At 38.2% G+C, this 16,752-nt stretch carries 16 protein-coding genes; 11 read left to right on the forward strand and 5 right to left on the reverse strand.

Translation table 11 applies throughout. The annotated features are described in order from the left end of the window. The first annotated feature begins 1 nt into the window (after position 1). The 7 genes from cobI to cobO are packed head-to-tail and all read left to right on the forward strand — an operon-like array spanning position 2 to position 5,921. Positions 2–703, forward strand: coding sequence for a precorrin-2 C(20)-methyltransferase (gene cobI / locus MMB68_RS20490; RefSeq protein ID WP_013057310.1), 702 nt, complete (start codon positions 2–4; stop codon positions 701–703). Next, positions 700–1,476, forward strand: coding sequence for a precorrin-4 C(11)-methyltransferase (gene cobM / locus MMB68_RS20495; protein WP_269870786.1), 777 nt, complete (start codon positions 700–702; stop codon positions 1,474–1,476). The genes cobI and cobM overlap by 4 nt, the downstream gene beginning before the upstream one ends. Beyond that, complete coding sequence (locus tag MMB68_RS20500) at positions 1,473–2,597, forward strand: cobalt-precorrin 5A hydrolase (protein ID WP_277549290.1); 1,125 nt, start codon at positions 1,473–1,475, stop codon at positions 2,595–2,597. The genes cobM and MMB68_RS20500 overlap by 4 nt, the downstream gene beginning before the upstream one ends. Before the next feature lie 13 nt (positions 2,598–2,610). After that, entirely contained in the window at positions 2,611–3,993 is a 1,383-nt protein-coding gene (locus MMB68_RS20505) for a cobyrinic acid a,c-diamide synthase CobB (protein ID WP_264407602.1), read from the forward strand. Then, a complete protein-coding gene (gene cobA, locus MMB68_RS20510; RefSeq protein WP_013057306.1) occupies positions 3,990–4,760 on the forward strand; it encodes a uroporphyrinogen-III C-methyltransferase in 771 nt (256 codons plus the stop codon). The genes MMB68_RS20505 and cobA overlap by 4 nt, the downstream gene beginning before the upstream one ends. A 20-nt stretch (positions 4,761–4,780) precedes the next feature. Further along, entirely contained in the window at positions 4,781–5,350 is a 570-nt protein-coding gene (locus MMB68_RS20515; RefSeq protein WP_264407600.1) for a nitroreductase family protein, read from the forward strand. A gap of 31 nt (positions 5,351–5,381) precedes the next feature. Continuing rightward, entirely contained in the window at positions 5,382–5,921 is a 540-nt protein-coding gene (gene cobO / locus MMB68_RS20520; protein WP_013057304.1) for a cob(I)yrinic acid a,c-diamide adenosyltransferase, read from the forward strand. A 26-nt stretch (positions 5,922–5,947) separates the two neighbouring features. On the opposite strand, the gene spoIIP is transcribed toward cobO, so the two are convergent. Next, the gene (gene spoIIP, locus MMB68_RS20525; protein ID WP_264407599.1) at positions 5,948–7,117 is read right to left on the reverse strand and encodes a stage II sporulation protein P; all 1,170 of its coding nucleotides are present in this window, start codon (positions 7,115–7,117) and stop codon (positions 5,948–5,950) included. Between the two features lie 160 nt (positions 7,118–7,277). Further along, positions 7,278–8,846, reverse strand: coding sequence for an RQC-minor-2 family DNA-binding protein (locus tag MMB68_RS20530; RefSeq protein ID WP_269870783.1), 1,569 nt, complete (start codon positions 8,844–8,846; stop codon positions 7,278–7,280). 249 nt (positions 8,847–9,095) lie between these two features. On the opposite strand from MMB68_RS20530, the gene MMB68_RS20535 reads away from it, so the two are divergent. Next, positions 9,096–10,688, forward strand: a complete 1,593-nt coding sequence (locus MMB68_RS20535) for an APC family permease (RefSeq protein ID WP_074680910.1) — start codon at positions 9,096–9,098, stop codon at positions 10,686–10,688. A 155-nt stretch (positions 10,689–10,843) separates the two neighbouring features. Next, positions 10,844–11,383, forward strand: coding sequence for an SMI1/KNR4 family protein (locus tag MMB68_RS20540; protein WP_269870782.1), 540 nt, complete (start codon positions 10,844–10,846; stop codon positions 11,381–11,383). A gap of 42 nt (positions 11,384–11,425) precedes the next feature. Here the strand turns inward: MMB68_RS20540 and MMB68_RS20545 are convergent, their stop codons facing one another. Then, entirely contained in the window at positions 11,426–11,926 is a 501-nt protein-coding gene (locus MMB68_RS20545) for a GNAT family N-acetyltransferase (protein ID WP_277549291.1), read from the reverse strand. Positions 11,927–12,196: 270 nt separating this feature from the next. Between MMB68_RS20545 and MMB68_RS20550 the strand changes: the two genes are divergently transcribed. Next, a complete protein-coding gene (locus MMB68_RS20550) occupies positions 12,197–13,687 on the forward strand; it encodes a sensor histidine kinase (protein ID WP_269870780.1) in 1,491 nt (496 codons plus the stop codon). Beyond that, positions 13,665–14,348, forward strand: a complete 684-nt coding sequence (locus tag MMB68_RS20555) for a response regulator transcription factor (protein ID WP_013057296.1) — start codon at positions 13,665–13,667, stop codon at positions 14,346–14,348. The genes MMB68_RS20550 and MMB68_RS20555 overlap by 23 nt, the downstream gene beginning before the upstream one ends. A 43-nt stretch (positions 14,349–14,391) precedes the next feature. Here the strand turns inward: MMB68_RS20555 and MMB68_RS20560 are convergent, their stop codons facing one another. Both MMB68_RS20560 and MMB68_RS20565 read right to left on the reverse strand, forming a co-directional pair. Next, the gene (locus MMB68_RS20560) at positions 14,392–16,011 is read right to left on the reverse strand and encodes a SulP family inorganic anion transporter (protein ID WP_269870779.1); all 1,620 of its coding nucleotides are present in this window, start codon (positions 16,009–16,011) and stop codon (positions 14,392–14,394) included. 16 nt (positions 16,012–16,027) lie between these two features. Continuing rightward, positions 16,028–16,615 (reverse strand): beta-class carbonic anhydrase, encoded by a 588-nt coding sequence (locus MMB68_RS20565; protein WP_221785031.1) that lies wholly within the window; start codon positions 16,613–16,615, stop codon positions 16,028–16,030. Positions 16,616–16,752: the final 137 nt, after the last annotated feature.

Consider the following 16,752-nt stretch of genomic DNA (forward strand, 5'->3'; position numbering starts at 1 on the left):
TATGATTGGAACATTGTACGGACTTGGAGTTGGACCGGGAGATCCAGAACTTATTACAGTAAAAGCATTTCGTAAACTAAAAGAATCACCCGTTATTGCGTATCCTAAAAAGCAAAAAGGAAGCAAAAGCTATGCCCAAAAAATTATTGATGTCTATTTCAGTGCAAATGAAAAAGATATGCTTGGCCTTGTGTTTCCAATGACAAAAGATCCTGCTATTTTGGAAAGAAAATGGACCGAAACGGTAGAACGAGTATGGGAGAAGCTTCAGGAAGGAAAAGATGTAGCGTTTGTGACAGAGGGCGATCCTATGCTTTATAGCACGTTTATTCACATGATGCGTCTAATGCAAGAACGTCACCCTGAAGCTCCGATTCAAGTAATTCCTGGTATTTCATCTATTAATGGAGCTGCATCTCGTTTAGGTATTCCGTTAGCAGACGGTGATGAACACGTAGCAATTGTTCCTGCTCGTGAAGATTATGAAACAATGAAAAAAGTATTAATGGAAAACGACTGCGTCATTTTTATTAAAGTGGCCAAAGTCATCGATTTTATGGTCGGTCTTTTAAAAGAGCTTGATTTGCTTGAAAAAGCGTCAGTGGTGACAAAAGTAACGTCAGATGAAGAAATTATCTGGAAAGCCTCAGAACTAGAAGGAGCCGATTTACAATACTTAACGCTAATGGTGGTGCGAAAATGAAGTTATACATAATCGGAGCTGGACCCGGAGATCCAGATTTAATTACCGTAAAAGGTTTAAAATTACTTCAGCAAGCAGATGTTGTCTTGTACGCTGACTCACTGGTAAGTCAAGAGCTAGTTGCTAAGTCTAAACCAGGAGCTGAAGTGTTAAAAACAGCGGGTATGCATTTAGAAGAAATGGTCGGTACGATGCTTGAACGCATGCGTGAAGGAAAAATGGTTGTAAGAGTACATACAGGAGATCCAGCTATGTACGGAGCCATTATGGAACAAATGGTACTTTTAAAAAGAGAGGGCGTTGATATTGAAATCGTTCCGGGCGTCAGCTCCGTATTCGCTGCTGCAGCAGCGGCTGAAGCAGAATTAACCATTCCAGATTTGACTCAAACAGTTATTTTAACTCGTGCTGAAGGAAGAACGCCTGTGCCTGAGTTTGAAAAATTAACCGATTTAGCAAAACATAAATGTACGATTGCTTTATTTTTAAGCGCGACGCTCACAAAAAAAGTAATGAAAGAATTTATAAACGCCGGTTGGAGTGAGGATACGCCGATTGCAGTAGTCTATAAAGCAACGTGGCCAGATGAAAAAATTGTTCGCACAACGGTAAAAGACCTTGATGATGCTATGCGAACAAACGGCATTCGCAAGCAGGCGATGATTTTGGCAGGCTGGGCACTTGACCCCCACATTCATGACAAAGATTATCGTTCAAAACTTTATGATAAAACATTTACCCATGGCTTTCGAAGAGGAGTGAAGTCGGAATGATTCAACTCCAAGAAGGAAGAAAAGCCCTCATTACACAGCGCGGGGATTATGCTGTCGTGGCAATCACGAAACACGGCGTAGAAATTGCAAGAAATCTAGGTCGCACTTTTCAGCAGTCTGACGTGTATTACATGAGCAAGTTTGAAAAAGGAGACGAACAAGAGCAGAACATCCAGCTGTTTTCAGGAAGCGTTCGGATGCTTTTGCCTTCTCTTTTTGAATCGTATAAAGGACTTATTATTATTATCTCACTGGGAGCAGTTGTGCGTATGATTGCCCCTATTTTAAAAGATAAGAAAACGGATCCTGCGGTTGTTGTCATTGATGATAAAGGCGAAAATGTCATCAGCGTGCTTTCGGGTCATATCGGAGGAGCAAATGAGCTAACGCGTGAAGTGGCGGCAGCTCTTGAAGCTCATCCTGTCATTACAACAGCATCCGATGTGCAAAAAACAATTCCGGTTGATTTATTTGGTAAGCGCTTTGGATGGGTGTGGGAATCAGCAGAAAAACTAACGCCTGTCAGCGCTTCTGTGGTGAATGAAGAAGAAATAGCAGTGGTTCAAGAATCAGGTGAAAAGAACTGGTGGCATTATGAGCACCCTGTTCCAGCTAACATTAAAACGTATTCATCGATTCAGACAGCTCTTGAAGCATCGCCACATGCAGCCTTGGTTGTAACGCATCGCAATTTAGAAGAAGAGGAAGAAGCGATCTTAGAAAACGGTGTTCTTTACCGTCCAAAAGTACTGGCGATTGGGATGGGATGCAACAGAGGAACAAGCGCAGCGGAAATTGAAACCGTTATTGAAAAAACGCTTGCTGAACTTCAGTTTTCAATGAAAAGTGTAAAAGCATTATGTACAATAGAGATAAAGAAAGATGAAGAAGGGCTGTTAGAAGTGGCGTCTAAGTACGGCTGGGAGTTTGTCTATTATTCGCCCCAAGAGCTAAACAGCATAAGTATCCAACAGCCTTCAGATACTGTCTTTAAATATACAGGTGCATATGGCGTCAGCGAACCTGCTGCTATGTTATACAGCGGTGCTGATAAGCTTGAACTTGTGAAGAAAAAGTCAGGGAATGTCACCATTTCAGTGGCGCTTATTCCATATGACTAAAGGAGAGAACAACATGTCAAACAGAAGACTCGTCATTGCCGGTACTGGAAGTGGCGTAGGGAAAACAACACTTACAATCGGGCTGATGGCAGCATTAAGACAAGCTGGTTACAGAGTCCAAGGGTTTAAATGCGGACCCGATTATATTGATCCAACGTATCATACGGCTGTTACAGAACGAACGTCTCGAAATATAGACAGCTGGATGCTTGAGCATGATATGGTTAGAGAAATTGTCGCTCGTACTAGTGAAGATGCTGATATTTCCATCATGGAAGGAGTTATGGGATTTTTCGATGGGAAAAATCCGTTAACGAACGAAGGAACAACAGCAGAAATCAGCTTAATCACCAATAGTCCTGTCCTTTTAGTTGTCAACTGTGCTAGCATGGCTAGAAGTGCAGCGGCGATTGTAAAAGGGTTTCAGCAATTTTTACCGGAGGCTAACATCGTCGGTGTAATTGCTAACCGGGTTGGAAGTGAAGGACATTATAAACTTGTTAAGGCAGCGATTGAGCAGGAATGTCATATCCCTGTAGTAGGCTACTTGAAAAGAAACGATGATCTTACGATTCCTGAACGTCATCTCGGGCTCATTCCGTCGATTGAACGAGGAGAGTTAACACCGTTTTTTGAACAGTTAGGAAAGCTTGTTCATGATACAATTGATATCGAAAAAGTATATGAACTGGCTTTAGCTCCTAAAATAGAAATTAATGAGTCTATCTTTACAAAGCCGTCCGTACCTCAAGTGAAAATTGCTGTAGCGAGAGATGCCGCTTTTAACTTTTATTATGAAGAAAATTTCGAATTGTTAAAAGCTTACGGAGCAGAGCTTGTAGAATTTTCGCCTTTAAAAGGAGAAATGGTTCCCCAAGATGCTGACGGTCTTTATATAGGAGGCGGATTTCCAGAAGAATTTGCTGAAACGCTGGCTCAGCAAATTGATGTTAAAAATTCTGTTCGAGCAGCCATCCAAAAAGGGATTCCTACACTTGCTGAGTGCGGAGGGTTTATGTTCTTAACAGATGCTATTGTCACAACAGATGATACATGCCATGAAATGGTGGGGCTTATTCCCGGACAAGTAAGAATGCAGACAAAATTGGCTGCTTTAGGGTACCGAGAAGTGACGGGAAAGCCGGGGAATTTTTTATTTAAAGGCGATATACAAGCTAAAGGCCATGAATTTCATTATTCAACCTTTCATTCAGAGAAAGAGTTTTCGCCTGCCTATGATACAAAAGGGATGCGAGGAATGAAAGAAGAAGGCTATATGAACAATAATTTAATTGCCGGCTATACGCACTTTCATTTCGGCTCTTCTACGAAGATGGTAGAAAACTGGGTGGAACAGTGTAAAGCGGTAAAAAAAGAAAGAAGAGATGCCGTGTGACAGTTGGAAAAGTATATTTAGTAGGAGCTGGACCAGGAGATCCGAAGCTAATAACCGTATATGGAATGGAGTGTATTCAAGAAGCGGATGTTATTTTATATGACCGCTTAGCCAACGAACAGTTGTTAAACTATGCTAAAAAAGATGCGGAGCTTATTTTTTGCGGAAAATTACCGGGCAAGCACGGAGTCATCCAAGATCGTATTCACGAACTGCTTGTTGAAAAAGCACTTCAAGGAAAAGTAGTGACGCGCTTAAAAGGAGGCGATCCTTTTGTGTTTGGCCGCGGAGCAGAGGAAGCTGAAGTACTTGCTACTCAAGGAATTCCTTACGAAGTAGTGCCTGGTATCACGTCAGGAATTGCAGCTCCAGCTTATGCAGGAATTCCTGTTACCCATAGAGATCATGCCACTTCTTTTGCGATTGTAACGGGTCATGGAAGAGAAGAAAAAGGAAAAGATTATTTAAATTGGTCAGCGCTTGCTCAAGGAATAGATACAATTGCGTTTTACATGGGCGTTGGAAATTTACCTCATATATGCAAGCAGTTGATGGACCATGGACGAGATAAACATACGCCAGTAGCGCTTGTTCAATGGGGCACAACGAAGTATCAGCGCACCGTAACAGGAACGCTTGCCACAATCGAAGAAATAGCAAAAAAAGCAGAAATTGCTCATCCTGCCATTGTGCTTGTAGGTGAAGTTGTGACAATTAGAGAAAAAATAAAATGGTTCGAAGAAAGAGCGGAAAATATTCTGCTTTAACGTTAAAAGGAGGAGACAATATGACGATTATTTCACAGCTAAAAGAACGAAGAGCGGTACGAGATCATGAAGCGCGTGAAGTGGAACAAGAGAAAATCGAACAGCTGCTTGAAGCAGCGACGTGGGCTCCAAATGACCGAATGAGAGAGCCTTGGAGCTTTTATGTGATTCAAGGAGAAGCAAAAAAGAAGTATGAAGAACTGGCTGAAACGTATTTAAAGGAGCGCTTTCCTACAAAGCCTCATTTAGTAGAAAGTTCGTTAAAAGCAGTAAAAAATACGCCTGTACATATCGTTGTAACAGCTGATACAGTTGAAGGAGACGACGAAGCCACGGAAGACAACAAATATGCGGTTTCATGCGCGATTCATTCCATGTGGCTAGCAGCTAAAGAACTAGGACTTGGATTCGTTTGGAGAACAAGAGGTGTTGGTCTTGTTCGAGACGAGAGATTGCATGAGTTTATCGGCAACCCTTCAGGTAAAGTCGTAGTAGGAAACGTATTTTTAGGTTACCCAAATGAAGAGTCTCTTACAAAAATGAAAGAGCCTGCTAGAACACCGTTTACAGAAAAAACAACATGGCTGTAAACTGAAATTCGAAGAAAAAGAGGTTTTTAGATTGAAAGATAAACGGGGTCTTACGTTAATTTATACCGGAGACGGTAAAGGAAAAACAACCGCTGCTTTAGGTCTTGCGTTGCGCGCTACGGGACGCGGACAAAAAGTATTAATGATTCAATTTATTAAATCTCCTCAGCGTACATATGGCGAAAAGCTGATGTTTGACAGAATAGGAATTGAAATGATTCAAACAGGAGTCGGCTTTACGTGGACAAAAACACCGCCTGAACATCGTGAAGCGTTGCAAAAAGCTTGGGCGCTAACGAAGGAAAAAGTCTTCTCGAACGAATATGATGTAGTTATTTTAGACGAGTTAAATAACGCACTAGCTATCGAGAAATTTCCTATTGATGATGTGCTACCGCTACATGAAGTAATTGACCTTATTCAAAAGCGCCCTGAGCATATGCATTTGGTCATTACCGGGCGGTCTGCCAAAAAAGAAGTGATGGATGCAGCAGATCTTGTGACGGAAATGAAGCCTCATAAACATTATTACGACGAAGGAATTCCGGCTGTAAAAGGAATTGAATTTTAAAAAGCCCTCAGTGAAGAGGGCTTTTTTTATTGAGCAGGAGCATCTACTTTTTCAGCTTGCCAATAAAATTGGCTAATGACATCAGACAGTGCTTTTGCTGTGTTGGTTAATTCGTCAAAGTTATTATCAACTCCGCCCACTTCAATTAAAATCGCATTTTTAGAAACATCTTGGTTATATACACCGTTACCGGTTGATTTGTTTTTGCCAATAACTCCGCGGCTTAACCCAGGATATTTCTTTTCAAGACCTTCATGAAGCGCTTTTGCCATCTTTAAATTTTGTTCAAAGTTTTGATTTGCTTTCCCTAAAACAAACACGACTTTTGCATACGATTTATTGTTAATCTTAATGGTTGTATTATCTCTTCGAAGCGAATCTCGGTGCAAATCGATAAAGTAAGTTAAATCTTTATTCTCAGTCATCGCCGTTTCAATTACTGTGCGAGACATGGCGTACGATTGATTAGTATTCCATCCTTTTTCTTTTAACTTCTGTCCAATATTGGTTTGATCTACTTCTGTTCCAATTCCCTGAGCTTCTAGATCTTTTCCTAGCATATTTGCGACCATATTAATATTTGTTTTGCTATCTACAGCTTTATTAGCATCTGGATCACCTTCAAGTCCTAACAGAGGCAAGTAAGATTCCCAGCTGTGCGTATGATAAATATAAAATACCTTTTTTCCGCCAGTTGTATTATTATTTGGAGCATTCGCACCATCGTTATCTTTAGGTTGCTGAACTTTTGTAGTAGAATTTCTTTCTTTTAGCGTTTCATCTAATGGCGGTGCAGATTCTCTGGGGAAGTTTGTGAAATTTGTGCCTTCACCGGCGATGATAATATTGGAGTCGTAAATACTGAATCCAGGCAGTTCTGAACCAAACAAGCTTCTCGCGTCTTCTGCTCGAATACTTGTTGATAACTCTAGCAGTGTAGAAGAAAGACCTGGAGGCGAGTAGTTTTTATCGAAAGCCGTTGAAAAGTGGTGATTTTCTTGGCTCATCAAATAATAAAGGCTCTCCGCTTTATGCTTCGATAACGTTTGATAGACAATAGAAGAATTGAACTGTTCTTTAAATGCTGAGTAACTCACTAGAACAATGATAGATGATGTCATTAAAACAATGGATAAAATAACAAGAACCATCTTATATGTTAACACTACAAAATTTGCGCGATTACTAGATTTCAATGGCGAAATCTCCTCTCTATGTCAGCATCAGGCTAATAAGTATGAAGGACTTTGCTAATCTAGTAATGATTATATGAATGGAGATTTCTAATTATGATAAGCATTTAATAGAGAAAGTAGTTTTCAAAATCAAAAAAGAAGAATCACGCGAGATATAATCTCATATTCTCCGTGATTCTTCTTCAAATAGACGTCGGATGGCTTCGCCTTTTGGAGTGAGGCTGAATCCTTTTTTCTCTTTTTTAAGCAGCTGATAGTTTTGTAATTCTTGTAAATACGTAACAATGCGCTTGCGCTTTACAGAATTTAATAATCCAAATGCGGGTATTTTATCGAGCTCTTTTTGACGAATACTGTTAGTAGAAACGCCTTCTAAAATTTGCATGTAAATCTGCTGAGTTTCCGTGTTCTTTAAGGTATCTATAAGCGTTAATAACCGTAACATTTGGTTTGAATCAAAAGTTACTTGACCGATTTTTAGCGGAGTTGAAAGCAGGGCCTGACGCTGCTTATGAAGTTCATTTTCTATCTTAGCGCTTATTTCTGTCAGTTTCTTTTCTATTTCGTTTGGGTCCATATAACATGTAAATTTGTTTGTTTCCTGCAGCAGGGTGACATCTGGAAAATCCCATTGCGAAAACCATTGAATGGAACCGACTTCGAGATTTGAATTCGGTGTTTTTACTTGTAATACGTTTTGAATGAAGGAAAGAAAGCGATCGTTTTCCTGCAAAACTTGTTCTTGATTAAGTTGATAAGTGGTTAGGCTGCACAATTTGTCTTGGATTTCTTTGATGTGCACTTCATGATGCTTTAAAAGACTTTTCCACTTAAAAAAGACAAGCAGTTTTTGAGTCACTTCTTCATTTTCATCTATAATCTCTTCGAACTGCCGCTGAGTTGTAGCTAAGCGTTTGGCTGCTAGCACTACATTATACTCCTCATCGAGTGAAATAGCATCATTTGTGACATCATATGTTACGGCGAGACCTCTGTTTTCTGAGGTTAAGCGAATGATCTCGTTTTCTCCGTGAACAGTTAATACCGTATCTTCCGTATCTGAAAATCCTCTCTCAAAGGCGGTGTAAGGAAGAGAGCGAAAAGGTCTCATAATGATTTCAATCCGATTGCGCCAAAAAGCAATTTGCTCAGGGTTTTTCATAATAAAAAGCAAAGGTGATTTTTTGGATTGTTCAATTGCTTCAATCACATCTGCATTTCGATGATAAAGGGAAATGAGCGGATGTTTGAAGAAACACTTATTAATATGTTGAATCCATTCTCCTTTTGAAGAATCATGTATCCTAGCGCAAAACATGTAATCTTTCATAATGCTTCCAAGATAATTTTCCAACTCATTTTTAGTCAAAACCGTAAAATTTTGAGAATAAAACTCATCATGATGAATAGGAATGCCGCGATTCTTATTATATTCTTTCCATAGAAATGAAGTTGGTTGCCAAAAGTGAGGATAAACGTCTTCATTTTTATCAATTGCGACGGGAAAACCGCCCCTATGACTTCCATATAAGAACGTTTGAAAAAGGACGATATCTTCTTGAGATAACTCATTCATTGCTCGCTCAAAGTAGTCATTTAAACGTCCAAGTAGCCCTTTAGTATGTTTATTTCCTACGGATCGAATCGATTTATTCTTGCGTCCGAGCGGAAGAAATGTTAAGTGGCTGTAAGCTGTAAAATCAACAGGCAAATTCTCTGGTAAAGTCATTTATCTAACTCCTTTCATTTATTGAGTATTTTACCTATTAAAGAAGAGAAGAAAAAGTTTTAGTGTGTCTTTAACATAAGAGTTAATTTTTAAAATTTTCTGTTAATTAATTTATAGAAGTAAAGAAAAGGGGTTCAAAGTAATTTTGAATGGGTATAGTAATAAAAATTTTGACACATATTATCGAATATATATGAATGCTGTCAAAAAAAACAACAAAAGTGATGATTCATCCAAAGGAGGAAGCTTATGGAGAATAAAGGTCCGTTTAAAAAGACGATATCCCTATTAGATTTAACATTAATTGGATTGGGGGCTATTTTTGGCTCCGCTTGGCTGTTTGCCGTTAGTAATGTCGCTACGCAAGCAGGTCCTGCAGGAAGTTTTTCTTGGGTTATTGGTGGAGTTATTATTTTATTAATAGGCCTTGTATACGCTGAGCTAGGGGCTGCCTTGCCTCGTACAGGGGGAATTATTCGATATCCTGTTTATTCACACGGTCATCTTGTAGGATATATGATTTCATTTATTACTATTGTAGCGTACACTAGCTTAATCGCTATTGAAGTAACAGCAGTGAGACAGTATGTGGCCTACTGGTTTCCAGGTTTAACAAAATCTGGATCTGATTCACCGACGATATCTGGATGGATTCTACAATTTGTGTTGCTTTGCTTATTCTTTTTACTCAATTACTGGAGTGTAAAAGCATTTGCGAAATCGAATATTATTATTTCTATTTTTAAATATTTTGTACCGCTTACAGTAATCGTAACGCTGGCATTTTATTTTAAGTCAGGAAACTTTACGATGGGAGAGTTTGCTCCCGGGGGATTTGATGGTATCCAGGCCGCCATTGCCACAGGCGGGGTTATGTTTGCCTACTTAGGCCTTCATCCAATTGTATCGGTAGCTGGAGAGGTGAAAAACCCTCAGCGCAATATTCCAATTGCTCTTGTGATTTGTATCATTCTAGCAGCTCTCATTTATACTGCTCTACAAATATTATTTATCGGAGCTATTCCATCTGACATGATTAAAGGCGGTTGGTCCGGCATTCAAGATAAATTTTCACTCCCGTTTAAAGACATCGCTGTTGTTCTTGGTCTTGGCTGGCTAGCAACACTTGTTATTTTAGACGCTATTTTATCACCGGGTGGTAACGGTAATATTTTTATGAATACAACATCTAGACTTATCTATGCTTGGTCTCGTAACGGTACGCTATTTAAGACGTTTGCTCATGTGGATAAAAAAACAGGGATTCCTCGATCATCTCTATGGCTTTCATTAGGACTTTCGATTTTTTGGACACTGCCATTTCCTTCATGGAATGCACTCGTAAACGTATGCTCTGTTGCGCTTATTCTTTCTTACGCGATTGCACCAATTTCATCAGCGGCCTTTATGGTGAACGCAAAAGATTTGGAAAAGCCTTTTAAATTAAGAGGAATGAGTATAATTGGTCCGTTATCCTTTATTTTTGCTTCCTTTATTGTCTACTGGTCAGGATGGAAGACTATTTCATGGCTGTTAACTTCTCAACTGGTTATGTTTGTTATATATTTGATTTTTGCTAAATATGTGCCTAAAAACGAAGTAAGTCTTCGTCAGCAGATTAAATCAACTTGGTGGTTAGTTGCTTATTATATCATCATGCTCTTTATTTCTTATATTGGTTCGTTCGGTGGAGGAAAGGGTTTGATCGATACGCCTGTAGACTTAATTATCATAGCGGTCGTATCTCTTGGGATTTATTATTGGGCTAAATATACGGGCCTTCCAAAAGCGCTTATTGATTACGATCACCATCCTGAACAGGAAGAAAAAGCACCTGTATAACCTGTAAAGCAGCGATATTCGCTGCTTTTTTCTATGTTATTTGAACATGAATTTCTAAAGTTTGTCGTATAATTTAGTAGGAAAGAAGGAATTAGCACATTATTGTTTAATTAATGTAATGTAACCGTTTTAAATCCAACGCTTGGAGGAAGAGTATGATTGAAAAAATAATAAATTCACTTCGAAAGCGGCTGTGGGAAAACAATAATGTTATAGAAGTGTGTAAAAATGAAGGAGAAGTATACAGAACCACTTGTACTTTTTTTGATGGAGTAAGCAAGAATCAACTGAATGTTTTTGAAGAAGAAATGCATGTATCACTTCCTGAAGACTACAAGCAGTTTTTGCAGCTAACAAATGGGTGTAATTTGTTCATTGATGCTGACAAAAAAATAGCAGGGAATCTTTATAGCTTAGAAGATGTAAGAGAAACAGCTTATAAAAGTCAGAGTCTCTATATGACAATTGGGTCTGTTGGAGAAGAAGAGATTATCATTGACTCTAAAAAATCAGCGCACTCTGCATATATAATAGTAAAAAAGCGGAACGCATCGTTTCAAGATGCACATGTATTACATATGAATTTTCAAAAATGGCTGGATTGTTTTATAGTGAGTCAAGGGAATTGTTTTTGGCACTGGAATGGGCTTTGTAATAAAGTTCATTCAACGGATAAAAAGACGACGGCTCAATAATATTATCTTCTAATAAATAAACGAGCACACTAGTGTGCTCGTTTATTTATTAGAAGGAAGACGTTCCCAACCGTATGCTTCGTCTTCAACTTTAGTGTCTCCAAATTGACTTGTGCGATTCAAGATTTTTTTGCCGCCTAATTTTTTATAAAACTGAACGGCTTTCTTATTTTTCTTCATAGCCCAAATAATCATAGACGTATAGTGCTGATCAGTAAATTCTTTTACTGAATGAGAAAACAGAAGATGACCAACTCCTTGATTTTGCACTTCCTTGCAAACGTATAGCGCGTATATTTCAGCACCGGACAAATGAGGCTTACCTGCTGAAAAGCCGACAATCTTTTCTCGTTCATCGATAGCGAGCAAAATAAAATGAGAAGGCTCGGTAAGAAAGAAGGACCATTTTTCTGCACTTTGTTTATAAGACAAGCTGTTTAAATAAGCATCAGGTACTAACCCTTTGTATGTAATGCGCCAGCTGTCTACGTATAAACGGGCAACAGAAGGGATGTGAGAGGAAGTAGCTTTGATAATCTTCATTAAAAAGTCTCCTTTTTTAAAATATTAAGACAGATAGTATAACTTTCAGCCTAAGAATATTATGAAAAATAGATCATAATTTTCCAGTAATTCATAAAATGGTAAAAAAGGTGGTGTTCATTCTCACTCTATCACGGTAAAGTGAGAATATACATTTGTTTTGTTGTTTTAATTTTTGCTATATGTATAATGTCTAACGATCTATTTGTTATTCACCTTTACTAGTCTATCAAATAGTTTTGTTAAAGCCAAAGGGGCATAGGGTAAGTCATGTCAATTCAGCTGCGTTTTGTTTTAACGTATATCAGTATTGTGTTTGTCTTTATTATTTTGCTTTTTTTATCGGGCTTTCTCATTTTCTTCTCTATTACTGGAGACGCCGATTTTGTAAGAAAACTGTACAGTCACTCCTATGAGTATAAATTGTTAACGCCAGAAGAAGAAAATGCATTCTTAGATTTAAAGTTATTGAGTGAAAAAAAACCAGAACAGCTGCTGCGGCCGGAGACGGTTAAAAAATATGAATTTGAAAATATTGATATTGTGATTCAAAAAAACACAGAGGTTGTATATGCTTCAGAATCCATTAAAGGAGAAAACCTTCGTAAATACTTGCCAAAGCATCAAAAAAGTAAAGGAAATCATTCGTATCAGCAGGACATGCTGCGCATAGGCAAGCAGTACTTTACATATATCAACCTTGATTTTCCTTTCTCAAATCAAGAAAAAGGAAGCATTTACGTTTTGCGAAAAATCAGCCCTTATGTAGGCATTATTAATCGAATTTTCCCTTTTTTAATCTTTCTACTATTAATTTTAGTGATTGTGATTATTGGATTTTTAAACTATCTTGTTTCAAGAAGCATTATTAAACCCATTCGTGAATTAAAAGAAGCGGCTGAAAAAATAAAACAAGGTGATCTTCACTTTGAGATCTCTGCTAATTCAAAAGATGAAATTGGCGAATTGACGCAAGCTTTTGAAGAAATGAGGCAAAAACTAAAATCTTCTGTTGAACTGCAAATTCAATATGAAGATAATCGAAAGCAGCTGCTTTCAAGTATTTCACACGATTTACGAACTCCTATTACTTCCATTGTAGGATATGTAGAAGGAATTCAAGATGGCGTAGCTAATACGCCAGATAAGCTTTCTAAATATTTGTTAACGATTTCAACGAAAGCAAAAGACATGAATGCGTTAATCGATGAGCTGTTTTTATTTTCTAAATTGGATTTGCATGAAATTCCATTTGTATTTAAAAAACTTAATCTTTCTGCTTTTATGAAAAGTTATGTGCAAGAGCTTCAGTTTGAAATGAGCGAACATGATATTGATGTTTTATTTTCCGATAATTCTCTAACCACACTGTATGCAAAAGCAGATGCTGAGCAGCTGCGAAGAGTTTTAATAAATTTAACAACCAACAGTATTAAATTTATGGATAAAGAAAGAAAAAGAATCGATATCGTTCTTTCTGCTACCGAAAGTGAACTCATTATTGAAGTGAAAGACAATGGCGCAGGGATTTCACCGGAAGCATTAGCGCATATTTTTGACCGGTTTTATCGAGCAGAACAGTCCCGCAACAGCAATACTGGAGGAAGTGGACTTGGACTGGCCATTGCAAAACAAATTGTTGAACGCCACGGGGGAGACATCTGGGCACTAAGTAAGCTTGGCGAAGGAACAAGTATTTTCTTTTCTTTGCAAAAAATGAATGAAAATGGTGATACACATGAAGAAGATATTATTAATTGAAGATGAAGTAAGTATTGCTGAATTGCAAAGAGATTATTTAGAAATTAACGATTTTGAAATAGACGTTCAATATAGCGGGGATAAGGGATTAGAAAAAGCGTTAAATGAACATTTTGATCTGGTTATTTTGGATATTATGCTCCCTAAAGTGAGTGGATTTGAAGTGTGTAAGCAAATTCGAGCTGCAAAAGATATTCCAATCATTTTAGTTTCAGCTAAAAAAGAAGAAATTGATAAAATTAGAGGGCTCGGGCTAGGTGCAGATGACTATATTACCAAGCCATTCAGCCCTGGGGAGCTGGTCGCAAGGGTCAAAGCGCATTTAGCGAGATATGAAAGACTCTCTGATAAGCAGGAAAAGCGTATGATTCGTATTCATGGCTTAGCGATTGACACGCTCGCTAGAAGAGTATTTGTGAACGACAAAGAAGTGTTTTTTACAGCGAAGGAATTCGATTTGCTGAAGTTTATCGTTTCTCATCCAAATCAAGTATTAAGTAAAGAACATCTATTTGAAAAAATTTGGGGATTTGATTCTTCAGGAGATATTTCAACCGTAACAGTTCACATTCGAAAACTAAGAGAAAAGTTAGAAGAAAACCCAGCAGATCCTCAGTACTTAGAAACGGTTTGGGGAGCAGGGTACCGGTTTAATATTTAAAAAAAGAGATCCGAACGATTAATCGTTCGGATCTCTTTTTTTACTACGTAGTAACGATTCTATGACGAGTTTTAATCTTACTCACGGGAGGTTCGGAAGAAAATATATTTTTTCCACCTATTTTATCATATAGACCGGTTGACTTTAACATTTCTTTCGGCTGGTGCTGTAAGCCAGAAATAACGACTTGGCTATGCGAATCTTTCAAACGTTCGACCACCTTCGATAGTAAAGCTTCTCCAGATGTATCAATAAAGGATACTTGGCTCATTCGAAGCAATAAAACTTTCGGTTTCGCTTCAGCGATGGTATCAAAGGAATCTTCTAATACTTCAGCCGATCCAAAGAAAAGAGATCCTTGCATGGTATATTCCATCAACTCAGATTTGTGAGCGTTTTCAGATGTTTCCGCTAAAACCTTTGAAATCTTCAGTGATCCGCTCATTCGTTTCACGAACATAACAATAGCTAAAAGTAGACCCACGCCTACACCTGTTGTTAAATCGATTGAAACTGTTAATAAAAACGTAGCTACAAGTACAAATGAATCAGCTGACTTGGTTTTTAAAATATGCGCAAATTCTTTACGCTCACTCATATTCCAAGCCACAAACATTAAAATAGGTGCCATACTTGCCAGCGGAATGTTTGATGCATAAGGAGCCAGCATCACAAGGACCAATAAAACAACTAAGCCGTGTATGACTCCTGATAAAGGAGAAGCTGCGCCGTTTTTGATATTGGTAGCTGTTCTAGCAATGGCACCAGTTGCTGGAATTCCGCCAAATAGAGAGGTAGCAATATTAGCAATACCTTGACCGACAAGTTCTTTATTGCTATTATGCTTGGTTTTGGCCATATTATCAGCAACAACAGCTGATAGTAAAGATTCAATACCTCCAAGCATCGCAATTACGCAGGCAGCCGGAAATAGCATCACGATGTTATCCCATGTTAAATCTGGGAAGCTAAAAGATGGTAGTTTACTCGGAATGGCACCGTAAGTAGAGCCAATCGTTGCAACTTTTCCTGGGAACAGTGTAATGGCTACAAGTGTGGAGACAAGAAGACCTAGAAGGGCACCTGGAATTTTAGGTAAAAACTTTGGCGTTGTAATAACGATAGCTAAACAAATAGCGGCTATGATAACGCTGTAAATGTTAATCGTTGCAATGTTTCGTAGGATTTCAATCATATTTAAATGAAATTCCTCATGTTTTGCAATTCCTTTTAGTCCTAAAAAATTAGCGATCTGACCTGAGAAAATAATAATCGCAATTCCTGCTGTAAATCCAATCGTCACAGGGCGCGGAATAAACTTTATAAATTTCCCTAGCTTAAATATTCCGAGAAGCGTAATCATAATTCCAGCCATAAAGCCTGCAATAATAAGATTCTCATAGCCAAACTGCATAACAACTCCAAGCAGCACCGGAACAAATGCACCTGTTGGACCTGCAATTTGAAATTTCGATCCGCCTAATATGGAAACCATAATTCCTGCGATAATGGTTGTATAAATCCCGTATTCAGGTCTTACACCAGAAGCAATGGCAAAGGCCATCGCTAAAGGAATAGCAACGACCCCAACAACCAAACCGGCGATAATGTCTTTTTGTAAATGCCCTGCTGAATAGCCTTGAAATCGGTTATCTTTTAGCATTCAATAGGATCCTCCTTCATGAGCTTACGGCTTCAGTTCGGTCTTGGGAATAGCCGTTTACAACGACGTCAAGTTTTCCGGTTGAAGGATGAATAACCATTCCAGAAACAAGCACGTCTTTTGGTAATAGAGGGTGATTTCGAATCATATCCACACTGTTTTCGACACTATCCTCTACACATTCAAACCCAGTCAGCCATGATTCTAAATCAATACCAGCATATTTTAGATTACGAATCTGTTCCGTGCTAATCCCTCTTTGTTCAGCAGAGGCTAAAATAGCTTCAGCTTTCATGCCCGTCATTCCACATTCATGATGACCGATGACACATACTTCATCAGCTTGCAAAGCGTAGACGGCAACTAATATACTTCTCATGACGCTGCCAAAGGGATGGGAGATAACAGCTCCGGCATTTTTCACTATTTTTGCATCTCCATTTTTTAGCCCCATGGCTTTAGGAAGTAATTCTAACAAACGTGTATCCATGCAAGTTAAGATTACTATTTTTTTGTTAGGAAATTTGGATGTTTGAAAAGCCTCAAATTGATTATTTGTTACAAATTTTTCATTAAACTTTAAAACTTCAGATAGACAAGTCATTGTTTTCCTCCTGCGTTATTTATTTTTAACTTATTTTTTAGTCTAAAGATAAAGTTTAAAAACGAACTAAATAAAATATTAAAATTTTCTTAAAATATTCAGAAAAAACTTATAAATAAATAGAAATTATATGCGTG

Origin of the sequence: Priestia sp. Y58 (genome assembly GCF_029522095.1) — a bacterium.
Lineage (GTDB): Bacteria > Bacillota > Bacilli > Bacillales > Bacillaceae_H > Priestia > Priestia megaterium_E.